Below are 15192 nucleotides of genomic sequence, written 5' to 3' on the forward strand. Positions count from 1 at the left end.
ACAGGAGGAGTAATTTATTCTACTTTTGCGGGAACCACATAATCCGTCTCAACATTTTCAACTGTTACCTCAGGATAATCCACTAAATTAATTTCATATGTAGCTGCAAGCAATTGATCTTGTTCTTCAAAAATACGAATCCATGGTAATGCCGCATCCAACGTGTTTTGTCTAGATACAATCCCACGGCGTCCATCTGATAATTTTAAAATAACACCATTTGGATAATGAACGACAGCTCTTTTTAAAGCTTTTACAATTCGAGCATCATAAAGAGTACCCGAGCCAGCTTCAACAATAGCTAGTCCTTGTGAAGGAAGCATCTTTTCCCGGTATACACGATTCGTCGTCACCGCATCAAAAACATCTGCAACGCCAATTATCTTGGCAAATGGATGAATTTCAAAGTCAACAAGTCCTCTTGGATAGCCACTTCCATCAATACGTTCATGGTGTTGGAAAGCACAGTGCGCCACAAGCAGAGAGATTGAATGTAAATTCCGCAATAAATCAAAACCGTAACGAGCATGCATCTTCATCATTTCAAACTCATCATTCGTTAAACGTCCTGGCTTTGTTAAAATATCTTTCGGTACCATTAGTTTACCGACATCGTGTAATAATGCACCGATCCCGATCAAACGTAAATCCTCAGCAGAGTAACCAAGTTCTTTGGCAATGGCAATAGAATACAATGTCACTTGGAAAGAGTGTTGATATAAATATTCATCAAATAAATAAGCATCTGTTAAAATGGTTAGAATTTCATTATTTCCAGTAACTGCAGAAAGTAATTCATCTACAATCGAAACAATTGTCTTTGATTGCTGATCTAATATATAAGAAGCATTTACTGGATTCAAACCATCAATGGATTGGAACGAATCCTTTATAGTTTTGATGACTTTATTTCGCATAGCAGGTGGAACGGTCTCTTCTACTTCTATACCCTCAGAAATCTCATCGTCAATATATAAATAATGTGTATTTAACTGTTGAAGTCTTTGAATAATACGGTCATTAATGACAACATCTTTCTTTAAAAGCGGATGACCTGCCTCATTCCAAATGGTTCTTCCTAATACCATTCCTTCTTTTAATACATCGATTGAAATTAATCGCATGACTTCTTCCCCATTCCATTCTTTAAACTCTCTCTATTGTTTAAAGAATCTTTGACCATAATCTATCATAATGTTTCGTAAAAATTCAGGTAAAATATATTGTTTTTTTGCATATTTAAAACTTGGATAAAAATAACCAAATGTAAACAGATCCAATGTGACCAGTTTATAAATGTGATTTTGATTGGCTAGCTTACCATTAATTAATAATTGCCGATTTTCATTCATGGAAAATCCATATGTCAATATTTTTCCAAAAATGACGCCTCTAAACCCTAATCCTTTTAGTTCGATATAGGGCCATTCTTCATTTTTGGATTGCATATAAATTTCTTTCATTTCAGCAACGGATAATTCAATTGTACATAAATTAATGGGATGTGGGAAAATTCGGTGCAAATCTAAGGCAGTCACTATTCCCTTAGGAAGACCATCTAAAAATATCCCTGCATTGAATAATGCACAGTCGGCACCACTTTTCTCCAAAATTGCATGTGCAAATAAATCAGATAGCTGTGAATAATGGAACCATTCCTTGTTGTAGGCTTTCTTTGTTGTAAAAACTGGAGTATCCAAAATTCTGTTACCCTCATCCTCCAAAAACTGCACCATGTTTTGTTCATTCTTAACAATTGGCAAATCCTTATTATGAATTAAAGTATCCTTTTTTTCAACAATTTTCCTCAATTTTTTATCATATTCTATGATAAGATGTCCAGTATATTGGCCAAACTTACCTCCACCTGTCAGTAAAACCCCATTAACCACTTTGCCCTCTGGTAGGACATGATGCGTATGAGAGCCGAATATAACATCAATTTCTGGACACTCGTCCGCTAAGAGTTCATCCTCTGTAATGCCTAAATGGGATAAGCATACAACAATGTCTACTTCTTCACGTAGTTGATGCGCTAAACGTAGCAATGTACTACGAGCGTCGTCCATATGCCAATTTAATTCTTCATAATATACTTCAAACATGGCCGTGGCTGCAATGACACCCAGCTTCGTACCCGTTGCTGTTGTTAATATTACATAGGGTTTCATCCATGCTGGCTTCTTCCCATGGGAGGCATATACATTTGCCACAACAACATCAAAATTAGCATTGTCATACAAGTGAAAGAGTTCTTCATGAGATAATGTAATGCCTTCATTGTTGCCGATTGTCACCACATCGTAACCTGCTTCATTGAGCAATCGCACATTGCCTTTCCCAACTGTTGCTTCTGTATAAATGTTGGAACGATCTAAATGATCTCCAACATCAAACAAATAGCTTGTTTCCCCGATATTCGCCAGATTATTTCTTTTCTCTTTCACATAGCTTTGCATTCGTGGCCAATACTTAAAATGACTATGCAAATCATTTGTGTGAAAAATATGGATCTTTTCAAGCATTAAAGCCACCTCACTTCAAATTAAGCTAATATGCCTTCTATAATAGATCGAATTCCTAATAATAATAGAATAATCCTTAAAGCTAGTACAAGTGTATCGGATTTAATTTTTTTATTTAACGCAGCACCTAGCTTTGCACCCAAGTAAGCACCTGGGATCACTGGGATTGTATAGAGCCAAGGGACATGTCCTAACGCAATATGGCTTGCGGAATTAACGATGGACGTTAAAAATACCATAAACATCGATGTTGCCACCGCGACATGTGGTGGGAATAAGAATAAAATAATCATTGCTGGCACAATCATGGAGCCGCCACCTATTCCAAATAACCCGGAAGCAAAGCCAATACCAAATGTTAATGTAATGGCAAACCAAATGGGATAGCCATATACATAGGTTTTTCCCTCAGAGTCAGTAAATTCTTGCTGCATACCATTTTTTACAAACCATTTTACAGGCTTCAGTTTGTCACGCACAAGCAAAATAATCGATAATATAATAAGTAAAATACCAAAATATAAATTGAAGGATGGTAAATCTAACCCTTTATTGACCCATGCGCCAAGAATCGTTCCAGGGATACTTCCAATAAAGAATATAAAACCACTTTTATAATCCACCGTTTTCGATTTCATATAGCTTAGTGTGGAGGCAAGTCCCGTGAAAATCATCATCACAACTGATAAACCGACTACTTTTTGTGGTGTAATATCTGGGATCATTCCTAAATTTAAGCCGATGTATAATGTTGCTGGTACTAATACTACACCACCACCTAGCCCAACTAATGAGCCAATTAGACCAGCTAGCAATGCAATGATGACTAATAAAATAAACTCCATTATAGTTCCCCTTCAAACATGTTTAATTGTTTAGGTGCCAACCCGACATCGTTAATATTCAACATACCTTGTAGCTCCTTTGCGTTTTTCGCTGCATGATTACCTGAATTATTATTAAATAAAACGAAGAGTTCATTGACCTCTGTTTCAAGCTTTTTCATGCTATCCCCAAGCTGATGTAATTCTTCTTTATTATAATCATATAAGAAGCGAACTTTACGCCAATTTTCTGCATTTCCTGTGTTCCGCCATCCATGTATATTGCGACCATGGAGACGAATCAACGCTTTATTTGCAGTCACTACAGGATAGAAAGGAACAGATCCTACACCAGCCTGTGGTTCATCACAAATCGTATGGATAAATTGTTGTTCTCGTAAGAAATCTATCGTTTGCTTGACAACATTTTCCGCATACCATGTTTGATTTCGAAACTCAATCGCTACTTCAAAATCCTTTAACTGTTGTCGGATATACAATAAATATTGCACATTTTTTCCTTGGCAATCAAACCATGGTGGAAATTGTGCTAATACCATGGCTAGCTTTCCATAACGTTTAAATTCATTGGCACATTCAATAAATGCATTGAACATATCATTTTTGGATTCAAAGGGAATCTCTCCACGTAAATGCCCCGTCATGCCTTGGTAAGCTTTCACAACAAAACGGAAGTTTTCAGGTGTATCCTCACACCATTTGCGAACATGCTCTTTGGCTGGTATAGCATAAAAAGAAGTATCTACTTCAACCGTTAAAAAATGACCTGTGTAATCAAATAATTTATCCTTTGAAGTAGTCACTCCACTATAAAGTGAAGGGTGATCGCCCCAACCAGTTAATCCTACTACAATCATGTGACATCCTCCTCTATGTACATAATCATAGCACACAGTATGTCACTACAAATAAACATCATGTAAAAAATATACCTTCTTTTGTCTAAACTAATAGCAGATTGAGCATCTACTTAATTTTGCAAAAGAAAAAGCATGCGTCCATATTCCATTGAACTCATGCTACTTTAACAGGCTACATTTATTTCACAAGATTTTGCTGAATCGCCTCTAAAAACTTAATCCGGCTGTATGCAGGGCCGCCTTCCATTAATGGATCTAATACATTAACAAATACTTGGTCATTTTTAAATGCATTAATATTTTGGATGATTGGATTCTTTTTAAAGTCTTCTAAAGCATTCGGCGCATCCGCATTTTCTTCTGTTGAAAACTGCACAAATAAATAATCAGGATTCATATCTGCAAGTTGCTCAACAGAAATGGCCTCTTGAGATTTAGCTTTAGCAACTTCATCAGGTACTGCTAAACCAAGCTCTCCATAAAGAATAGCATTTAAAAATACTTCTTTTGGATAAACATACGCTTGTCCGCCACGAATACGAATAGCCGCCACTTTTTGGTCTTGTAGTTTTTCAGTTAACGTGGATTTAGCAGCTTCAATATCAGCCTTATATGTAGATAATATCTTCTCAGCAGCTGCTTGCTTACCAGTTAGTTCAGCTAGTAAATTCAAATTAGATTCCCAGTTCGTCGAAATATGTGAAACCAAAATTGTAGGTGCAATTTTCTCTAATTTACTTTGCACCTCTTCTGGGAACTTTGTCGACCCTAAAATGACATCTGGATTTAATTCTACTATTTTTTCAAAGTTTGGTTTAATCTTCTCACCAATAGATTCTGCTTTGTCTGTTACAGAAGCATATAACTCAGGGAACTTGCCACCAATAGCAATAGCTCCAACTGGGTGAACATCCAGCACAACCATATCCTCCATCGCTTCCATAGCTCCTGTTACAACAATTTTTTCCACTTTTTCTGGCACTTCATAGCTTTCACCAAGATATTCAATCGTTCTCGTGCCATTTTCATTTGTTGATTCTTCTTTTGTTTGTGTCACTTCTTCTTTTGGTGTATCAGTGGAAGATTCCTCTATTACTGCCTTCTTCTCTCCACATGCGGCGAGAATGAGGATAAATAATGCTATGTAGCTAATAAATAAAAACTTTTTTTTCATTTACATATTCTCCTTTGAATTATGATTGTTATGATCATTAACTATCTCATCTGGTTTTATTGAAGTACCGGACATCTTCTAGATTTATCAACCCCTTTTTTAATTGATATTGATTCTCATTATCATTTTAGTATGTAATCTTAAAAAAATCCAGTACTATTTCGATATATTATAAATATCCACTTTCATTCTCAAGTAAAAACACAAAACAAAAAATCCCTAGTCACAATGTATGTTGTGACTAGGGGTGGCTAATAAATTAACCGATAGAACCTTCCATCTCAAATTTAATCAGACGGTTCATTTCTACTGCGTATTCCATTGGTAGTTCTTTTGTGAATGGCTCGATGAAGCCCATTACGATCATTTCTGTTGCTTCTTCTTCGGAAATTCCGCGAGACATTAAATAGAATAATTGTTCTTCAGATACTTTTGAAACTTTTGCTTCGTGCTCTAAAGATACATTATCATTAAAGATCTCGTTATAAGGAATTGTATCAGAAGTCGATTGATTATCCATAATCAACGTATCACATTCGATGTTAGCACGTGCACCACTTGCTTTAGGACCGAAACGAACTTGTCCCATATACGTTACCTTACCACCTTGTTTAGCAATCGATTTAGAAACGATTGTTGAAGATGTGTTCGGTGCCATATGGATCATTTTTGCGCCAGCATGTTGGTGTTGTCCTTTACCTGCTAATGCAATCGATAATGTCATACCACGAGCACCTTCACCTTTTAGGATACATGCTGGATATTTCATTGTTAATTTAGAACCGATGTTACCATCAATCCATTCCATTGTACCGTTTTCTTCTACAACTGTACGTTTCGTTACAAGATTGTAAACATTGTTCGCCCAGTTTTGAATTGTTGTATAACGGCAATATGCATCTTTACGTACAACGATTTCTACAACTGCTGAGTGTAAAGAGTTTGTTGTGTAAACAGGAGCTGTACAACCTTCAACATAGTGTACGTGAGCACCTTCATCTACAATAATAAGTGTACGTTCGAATTGACCCATATTTTCTGAGTTAATACGGAAGTAAGCTTGTAACGGTGTTTCTACTTTAACACCTGGTGGCACATAAATAAATGATCCACCTGACCATACTGCTGAGTTTAAAGCAGCAAATTTATTGTCTGTGTAAGGAATCACTTTGCCCCAATATTGTTTAAAAATATCTTCGTTTTCACGTAGAGCAGAGTCAGTATCTTTGAACACAATACCAAGATCTTCAAGGTCTTTTTTCATGTTGTGATAAACTACCTCAGACTCATATTGTGCAGATACACCTGCAAGATATTTTTGTTCTGCTTCTGGGATACCTAATTTATCAAAAGTTGCTTTGATTTCATCAGGTACTTCATCCCATGATTTTTGAGTAGCTTCTGATGGTTTTACATAGTACGTAATTTCATCAAAATCTAAATCTCCAAGATCGCCACCCCATTGTGGCATCGGTTTTGTATAAAATGTTTCAAGAGCTTTTAAACGGTATTCTAGCATCCATTCTGGCTCTTGTTTCATATTTGAAATTTCACGGACGATTTCTTCAGTTAAACCGCGTTTTGAACGGAAAATTGATACGTCCTTGTCATGGAAACCGTATTTGTAATCGCCGATATCAGGCATTTTTTTAGCCATCGTTTCTCCTCCGTTCATTGAGATGTATTTTTCTAGGTAATCATCCCTTGCTTTGAGTGAAGCCATAGTAGCTTTCACTCAAGAACAAGGAAGTAAGATTTATTTCACACCTTTTTCCATTGCTTTCCAAGCCAATGTTGCACATTTAATTCGTGCTGGGAATTGTGAAACACCTTGCAGTGCCTCAACATCCTCAAGGTCATATTTATCACTGTACTCTTCACCCATCATCATTTTAGAAAAAATATCAGAAAGCTCAATAGCTTCTTCTACTTTCTTTCCTTTGATGAGCTGTGTCATCATTGATGCAGAGGACATAGAAATAGAACAGCCTTCACCATCAAATTTTGCATCCTCTACAACACCGTCTGTCACTTTCAATGTTAAGTGAATACGGTCGCCACAAGTCGGATTGTTCATATCGATCGTTACAGCATTCTCTTCTAAAGATCCTTTATTACGAGGATTCTTATAGTGATCCATAATGACTGAACGATATAGTTGATCTAAATTATTAAAAGACATCGCCAAAATACTCCTTCGCAGAACGTAACCCTGCAACTAAACGGTCAATATCCTCCTCTGTATTGTACAGATAGAAGCTTGCACGCGCTGTCGCTACTTGCTGAAGACATTTCATTAGTGGCTGTGCACAATGATGTCCTGCACGAACAGCAATACCGTTCATGTCAAGCACCGTTGCCACATCATGTGGATGTACATCATCTAGATTAAATGTTACTAATCCACAACGCTTCATAGGGTCACGTGGGCCGAAAATTTTCAAACCGTCAATTGTTTCAAGTTGATCCATTGCGTAGCCTGCAAGCTTATGCTCATGCTCTAGAATGTTATCTAACCCGATATCAGTTAAGAAATCTATAGCGGCTCCTAAACCTATTGCACCTGCAATAATAGGCGTTCCACCTTCAAATTTCCACGGTAATTCCTTCCACGTTGACTCATAAAGCCCAACAAAATCAATCATTTCGCCACCAAACTCAATTGGCTCCATCTTTTCAAGGTGTTCCTTTTTACCATATAGTACACCTATTCCAGTTGGTCCGCACATTTTATGCCCTGAGAAACCTAAGAAATCTACATCCAAATCTTGCACATCAATTTTCATATGTGGCGCAGCTTGTGCACCATCGGCTACCATGACAGCACCATTAGCATGTGCAATTTGAGCAATTTCTTTAATTGGATTTATTGTTCCAAGTACGTTTGATGCCATAGACACCGAAACAATTTTTGTTTTAGGTGTGACTGTCGCACGTACTTTCTCTAGGCTAAGAGTGCCGTCTGCTTCAAGCTCAATGTATTTTAAAGTTGCATTTTTTTCTTTGGCTAATTGTTGCCAAGGAATAATATTGGAATGATGCTCCATATGAGTAATGACAATTTCATCACCCTCGACAACATTTGCACGTCCATAACTTGTCGCAACTGTATTTAAAGCGGTTGTTGTACCACGCGTAAAAATAATTTCCTGTGTTGATTGTGCATTAATAAACTTACGAACCTTTTCACGAGCACCTTCATATTTATCTGTTGCACGGTTTCCTAGTGTATGCACCCCACGGTGAACATTGGAATTATCAAATTCATAATAAGCTTTAATGGCTTCAATCACTTGAACAGGCTTCTGAGACGTCGCTGCACTATCAAGATATACAAGTCTATGACCATTTACATCCTGATTTAAAATTGGGAAATAGCTTTTAATGTCTTTATTCATCATTAGCGAACTTTCCTTTCAATAACCTCCGTCAGTTGCTTTTGAACGCCTTCAATTGGTAATTGCGTAACAACTGGCGCAAGGAATCCATGGATAACAAGGCGCTCTGCTTCTGTTTTCGAGATACCACGGCTCATTAAATAGTAAAGCTGTAATGGATCTACTCGACCAACAGATGCTGCGTGTCCTGCTGTTACATCATCTTCGTCAATTAATAAAATTGGGTTTGCATCCCCACGAGCTTTTTCTGACAGCATTAATACACGTGATTCTTGCTGTGCATCTGCTTTTGTTGCACCATGCTCGATATAGCCAATACCATTAAAGATAGATTGAGCTGCATCTTTCATGACACCATGTTTTAAGATATGCCCGTTTGAGTTTTTACCCCAGTGACGAACCTCTGTAGTGAAGTTAAGTTTTTGTTCTCCACGACCAACAACTACTGTTTTTGTATCTGCATGAGAACCGTCACCAATTAGATGAGTAATATTTTCTGAGATTGTATCTGAGTCATTCATTAAACCAAGAGCCCAATCTACTTTTGCGTCACGTGCTAAACGTGCACGACGATTTACATAAGTCGTAAAGCCTTTTGCAAGGACATCTACTGCACCATATGTCACCTGTGCATTATCTTGAACAACGACTTCCGCAATAATATTTGCTTGCCCTTTTGCCTCTTCAACTGTTGAAACATAAGTTTCCACATATGTTACTGCTGAATTCGCTTCTGCTACTACTAAAACATGGTTATATAACGAAGCTTCCGCATTGTCATTAAGGAAAACAACTTGAAGTGGTTGCTCAATGATCACGTTTTTTGGTACGTATACAAACACTCCACCATTAACAAGTGCTGTATGAAGTGCTGTTAACTTATGCTCATCTACTTTAACAGCTTCTGTCATAAAGTATTTTTGTACAAGTTCGCCATGTTCACGAACTGCGGTGAAAATATCAGTAAAAATAACACCTTTATCAGCAAGTTCTTGTGATGCCTTAATATATGCTGGTGTATTATTACGTTGAATATATAGGTTTTCTTGTGCTTCAAGGTCAATTAAACCTTTTGCTTCTTCAGGTAGAGCATCCAATGAAGGGAATGCCTCACTATGAACTGCCAACGCCGGGAAGTTCATGAAATCCCATTTTGTAATATTCGTTCTATCTGGTTTTGGCAAATCTAAACCAGTTACTTTGTCTAGTGCTGCCGCGCGAAGTTCTGTAAACCAAGTAGGTTCACCATTTGCTTCTGAGAACGAGCGCACGTCCTGTACTGTTACAGGCAAGTTAAGTTCCACTGTCATGCTAGTTCGTCCTCCTTCTTATGCTTCTTGTTCTTCTGTTTCTTCTTCGATTCCTAATTCTTTTTTAATCCAGTCATAACCTTCTGCTTCTAAGCGTTGTGCAAGCTCTGCACCACCTGATTTCACAACACGTCCTTGCATCATTACGTGTACATGGTCTGGTGTAATGTAGTTAAGAAGACGTTGATAGTGTGTAATCATTAAGCAGCCAAAGCCTTCACCGCGCATTGCGTTGATTCCTTTAGATACTACTTTAAGAGCATCAATATCAAGACCAGAGTCAATTTCGTCTAAAATAGCGATCGTTGGTTTAATCATCATTAATTGAAGAATTTCATTACGTTTTTTCTCACCGCCAGAGAAACCTTCATTTAAATAACGTTGTGCCATATCTTCGTTCATTTCAAGGAATTCCATGTTTTTATCTAATTCGCGGATAAATTTCATTAATGAAATTTCATCGCCTTCTTCACGACGCGCGTTAATTGCTGAACGTAGGAAATCAGCATTTGTAACACCAGCAATTTCAGAAGGATATTGCATAGCTAGGAATAAACCAGCTTGAGCACGCTCGTCTACTTCCATCTCAAGCACATCTTCGCCATCAAGCTCAACAGTACCTGAAGTTACTTCATATTTTGGATGACCCATAATAGCAGAAGCTAGTGTTGATTTACCAGTTCCGTTTGGTCCCATAATTGCGTGAATTTCGTTTGTATTAATTGTAAGATTTACGCCTTTTAAAATCTCTTTTCCGTCGATAGCAACGTGAAGATCTTTAATAACTAAAGTTGACATGAAAATACCTCCATAGTGTTCAGTGAATGGGTCAACCATTCCTTAATTATCATCATTCTAATCTTAACTGAAAATCGTTCTCTATGCAAACCATTTCAATTACTTTCCCATTCCTTAAATAAAATCTTTAAAAATAAAGACTTTGTAAGCATTTTCAGATTATTACTACTTCACCTAAACAATGAGAATAGACTTTCTTCATTTTCAATAAAATATCCCTAATTGAGAATTGATTTCATCTAGCTACATAGTGAAAACCTCGAGAAAAGTGCTAATTGTAGCGGTTTTGTGACAAATTAGCATAAACAACATATCTATACTATAACCTATTTCATTAAGATGGAATCAATTTAAGTTCATATTGGAAGAAAGAAATTTTGCTATAAAAATTAATGGATTGTATCCTCAAAAAAGTAAATTTAGGTAAATGAAAAGACAGAAACGTAGATTGTATCCAACATTTCTGCCATTTCTCCATTAATTTAGATGATATGCCCATAAATATCCTTTTGATTCCAGTAAAAAAGCATCTGACTCTGAGGTAGAAGTGATAACAATTGCATCATTTGTCTTCAGCTCATAGCCCTCATTCACGCGTTCTATTTGAATAGGTAAACCTAGCTCTATAAAAAGCTGACGTAGACGGTAAATCGTATTATAAAGATTAGCTAACGCTTTTTTCTCATCTATATTAGGCCAAATATCATCTAAAATACGATACTTCGATACTACGATTCCTTCATGGACTAATAAATAATAAAATAGCTCCTCCATAACCTTTGTTCGCCATTTAATAGCTTTGTCATGTATCCTTGTTCCAACCTCACCTTTTAAACTAACTACCAACTTCGTAGTGTTTCGCTGTGTTTGACGCCCATAATATTTTGTAAGTCTTTCATTTACTTGTAGTACAATACTTGGTGTCATGGGCTTTAATACATAATCTAATGCTTGTACTCGAAAAGCATCAACAGCATATTTTGCATAGGCTGTTGAAAAAATAATAGGGACATCAATGCCTTCTTCTACTAAAATAGCCGCAAGCTCTAATCCATTCATCTTAGGCATTTCTATATCTAAAATTAGCGCATCATATTCACCCTTAATGGACAAAATTTGAGTTATTGCTTCTAAAGGTGATGTAAAGGTGGCAATAACTTGAAAAAGTCCCTCTTTTTCAAGTAATAGCTTGTGCAAATCTAAAATTGGCTGTTCATCCTCTACCATAATAATTTTCCACATGTTGAAGCTCCTTTAAAGGTTGTATAAATATCATTGTTGTACCTTCATCTTTTTTAGAAGTAATAGAAAGAGTAGCACTCGGCATTTCTTTTACTCGACGTAGAACATTAGTAAATCCGATGCCATTTGAAAATATATTTTCTCCATTGTTTAAAGCTTTTACCTGTTCCTCAGTCATACCAACGCCATCATCTCTCACTTGAATGCTAAGATTATTTTGCTGCCTTTTAATTTCAATAAAGACTGTCCCATTTCCATCCTTTTCAAAAATCCCATGACGAATTGCATTTTCGACTAAAGGCTGTATCAGTAAACTTGGAATTTCTATCTTGGCAGCATCTAATGTCTCTTCTACTGTCAAAATAACCGTTAACTTATCACCAAAGCGTGCTTGTTCAATCTCTACATAGGCACGTATAATTTCAAGCTCTTTCTCTAACGTTGCGCGTTGTCCATCCTTGCCTGATTCTAATATATAACGTAAATAGGTAGAAAGCATCGTTAATAAATGCCCTGCTCGCTCCCCGTCTGTATAACAAAACGAAATAATACTGCTGAGTGCATTGTATAAAAAATGAGGATTGATTTGTGCCTGTAGAAAAGCCATTTCATGCTGTATCGCTTTGCCCATAGCCTCTTTCGTTAATGCTATAGCCGATAAACGTGAAAGTAACATTTCTTTTGTAGCTGGCTTACGGATATAATCATTGGCCCCTGATTCCAGGATAAGTGAAATATTCGTTGGATATTCATTGGCTACTAACATAATAATCGGTAAATCTATATAGCTATAATACTGACGTATATATTTGGTTAGGGCAATGCCCCCCATTCCAGGCATCACTTCATCTATTAATAAAAAATCAGGTCTTTTTTGCTGAATAATGCTGAGTGCCTCCTCTGGACAATGCACTACCTCTATCGCATATTGGCCTTGTAGTAATGTTTGTAAAACCTCTGCATGAATGACATCATCCTCAACTATGAGTAATCTTGGCAAATTTTCATTGAACAGTGGCTGATCATTCGTAATGATAAACTTCTCATTGTCTTTTAGCACTTGCTCGTAGCCCCCAAATGGCAAGGTGATGATAAATCGAATGCCATTTTGTAATAAATCTTTCGAATATGTACCACCCATCTGCTCAATGATGGCTTTCCCTATCGACTGTCCTGTCTCATCTGCTGCTTTTTGCTGTATAGGCTCAGGGCCAGCTCCTTCTACCAAGAGCCTAACGTCTGCATCAAGATGTAAAACAGTTAGGATCACATCCCCATTCCCAGCGTGAGCAATAGCTGTTTCAAGTACCCTGTATAAGATTTGTCCTACACGCTGCTCATCAGCTTGAACTAATAATTTCGGATTCATGTGCTTGTATAAACGAATATGCGTTTTTTTTATTTTCTTTTCGTGCATAGTTAGAACATGCTGAATAATCATTTGTATATTAACAGGATGTACATCTATTTTGAAATCCTGAAATCTTATTCTAGTAAAATCTTTTAAGTCATTTACTAGATATAATAAGCGTTCTAATTGTTGTTCTAGTAGTTGTTGCTTATCCGTCATAGATTGATTTGATAAGGATTTTATTATATTTAATGCATGATAAAGAGGTTGTTCTAATTCATTTGTTGTCACTTCTAAAAAGGAATCCTTACCGATTGTCGCCTTTTCTAGACGTTGACTATATAATTCAGCGTCTCTTGTTCGATTAATTAGTCGCATTGCCAAATAAATATTCATACATACTACAAAGAATAGCAGACCAATACGATTAAAAACATTTCGTCCAGAGAAAAAAAGCTGATCAAAGGTTCCACTTATGCTAAAAATTAATAGAGATATAATTGTGGCACTTAATATTATCAGTTCATTTTTCGGAACATGAGCACTTTTCGTCATGATCAAATACAATAATCGTCCTATTATAAAAAATGCTAGGAAATTTATATAGGTAAAAAATATATATTGTAGCTCTGATAAGGATCTTGCTGGTAAAAGCAGTGTTCCAACACCATATAATAGTAGTGGTGACACAAATAATAAAGCTGTCCTACGCTTCATCATAGCTGTTACCGTATAGGCAAAGAACAGGAATAGCATCACTGCATTTATATATGTTATAAAATCTTGCAAACGAAAATAAAATTCAAATTCTATAGTAGGAAACTCTCTATAAAGAGTTCGTTCGCCTCTTGTACATACCAAAATTGCCAACGTAAAAAAATACATTGCACTATAAAAAAACGCTTTGTCTCTTATTCTTAATAAATACAAACTAAAATGAAAGATTGAAAATATTAATAACATGATAATCGTTGTTTTTTCTAAGTACACATCTTGAATGACATCTTTTGCTAGAGCATCCGCATCTCCAATATCTATAGGAAATATAATGCCATGCCTTGCATTATAAAAATCTGCAACTTGTATTGTTAGGATCACCGAATCAGAAGAAGGTGAAAAATACACTTCATAAACAGGATTACTTGGTTCTGATGCTTCTCGAGCAGTAGCAAGTTTACCATAGGAGGCAGCGATCTCATTATTTATAAAAAGTCGATGAGATGACCAAATATTTCGTACCCGAATACCTATTTTTTTGAAATGAGGTGGTAGCTTAATTTTAAGTTGATAAGTACCATACTCTGCATCGGCCTGCCATGGTCCAGGAACCTTTTCAATGGGAGCATGATCAGGAAAATTAGCAGGTTCAAGAAATTTATTGCCTATAAAACGCCATTCTCCAGACAATGCTACAATCTCTTCCTCTTTTGTTATTTCCGATAAATCTAATTGACCATCCACTGCCTGTAACTTAGTATTGCTTGTATCTTGATCGTTAAAAATTAAATAAGTTAGCATCGTGATGGCTACTAAAATAAATAACCAACTTAAACTTTTTTTTATCATGAATCCCACCTCCTCCTCATCTTACAATAGCAAACTCTCAAATATCTAACAGCTTATAATTTTTATTTTGACATGAACAGTCATTTTTCATCTTAAATAATATATAATTAAGGTATAATCAAT

The 15192-nt window shown here is 36.3% G+C and carries 12 protein-coding genes; all 12 read right to left on the bottom strand.

What is annotated here, in order from left to right; genetic code table 11:
• Positions 1-14 precede the first annotated feature (14 nt).
• Positions 15-1124: an HD-GYP domain-containing protein gene (locus PSR12_RS18470; RefSeq protein WP_004228267.1), complete on the bottom strand. Its 1110-nt coding sequence runs from the start codon at positions 1122-1124 to the stop codon at positions 15-17.
• 33 nt (positions 1125-1157) lie between these two features.
• Entirely contained in the window at positions 1158-2525 is a 1368-nt protein-coding gene (locus PSR12_RS18475) for a bifunctional metallophosphatase/5'-nucleotidase (RefSeq protein WP_257520424.1), read from the bottom strand.
• A 20-nt stretch (positions 2526-2545) separates the two neighbouring features.
• Positions 2546-3370 (bottom strand): sulfite exporter TauE/SafE family protein, encoded by an 825-nt coding sequence (locus PSR12_RS18480; RefSeq protein ID WP_004228257.1) that lies wholly within the window; start codon positions 3368-3370, stop codon positions 2546-2548.
• Positions 3370-4227: a DUF72 domain-containing protein gene (locus PSR12_RS18485; RefSeq protein WP_274770064.1), complete on the bottom strand. Its 858-nt coding sequence runs from the start codon at positions 4225-4227 to the stop codon at positions 3370-3372. Before PSR12_RS18485 ends, PSR12_RS18480 begins: the two co-directional genes overlap by 1 nt.
• A 181-nt stretch (positions 4228-4408) precedes the next feature.
• Positions 4409-5404, bottom strand: coding sequence for an ABC transporter substrate-binding protein (locus PSR12_RS18490; protein ID WP_274770065.1), 996 nt, complete (start codon positions 5402-5404; stop codon positions 4409-4411).
• Between the two features lie 259 nt (positions 5405-5663).
• Positions 5664-7061, bottom strand: a complete 1398-nt coding sequence (gene sufB, locus PSR12_RS18495) for a Fe-S cluster assembly protein SufB (protein ID WP_016993620.1) — start codon at positions 7059-7061, stop codon at positions 5664-5666.
• Between the two features lie 99 nt (positions 7062-7160).
• Entirely contained in the window at positions 7161-7586 is a 426-nt protein-coding gene (sufU, locus tag PSR12_RS18500) for a Fe-S cluster assembly sulfur transfer protein SufU (RefSeq protein WP_221681269.1), read from the bottom strand.
• The gene (locus tag PSR12_RS18505; RefSeq protein ID WP_048394396.1) at positions 7576-8805 is read right to left on the bottom strand and encodes a cysteine desulfurase; all 1230 of its coding nucleotides are present in this window, start codon (positions 8803-8805) and stop codon (positions 7576-7578) included. Before PSR12_RS18505 ends, sufU begins: the two co-directional genes overlap by 11 nt.
• A complete protein-coding gene (sufD, locus tag PSR12_RS18510; protein WP_221681267.1) occupies positions 8805-10112 on the bottom strand; it encodes a Fe-S cluster assembly protein SufD in 1308 nt (435 codons plus the stop codon). The genes PSR12_RS18505 and sufD overlap by 1 nt, the downstream gene beginning before the upstream one ends.
• 18 nt (positions 10113-10130) lie before the next feature.
• A complete protein-coding gene (gene sufC / locus PSR12_RS18515) occupies positions 10131-10910 on the bottom strand; it encodes a Fe-S cluster assembly ATPase SufC (protein ID WP_004228249.1) in 780 nt (259 codons plus the stop codon).
• A 477-nt stretch (positions 10911-11387) separates the two neighbouring features.
• Entirely contained in the window at positions 11388-12152 is a 765-nt protein-coding gene (locus tag PSR12_RS18520) for a response regulator (RefSeq protein WP_221681266.1), read from the bottom strand.
• On the bottom strand, positions 12124-15069 hold the full coding sequence (locus tag PSR12_RS18525; RefSeq protein ID WP_274770066.1) for a histidine kinase: 2946 nt from the start codon (positions 15067-15069) through the stop codon (positions 12124-12126). The genes PSR12_RS18520 and PSR12_RS18525 overlap by 29 nt, the downstream gene beginning before the upstream one ends.
• Positions 15070-15192: the final 123 nt, after the last annotated feature.

The sequence above is a fragment of the Lysinibacillus sp. G01H genome (genome assembly GCF_028872195.1).
Taxonomy (GTDB): domain Bacteria; phylum Bacillota; class Bacilli; order Bacillales_A; family Planococcaceae; genus Lysinibacillus; species Lysinibacillus capsici.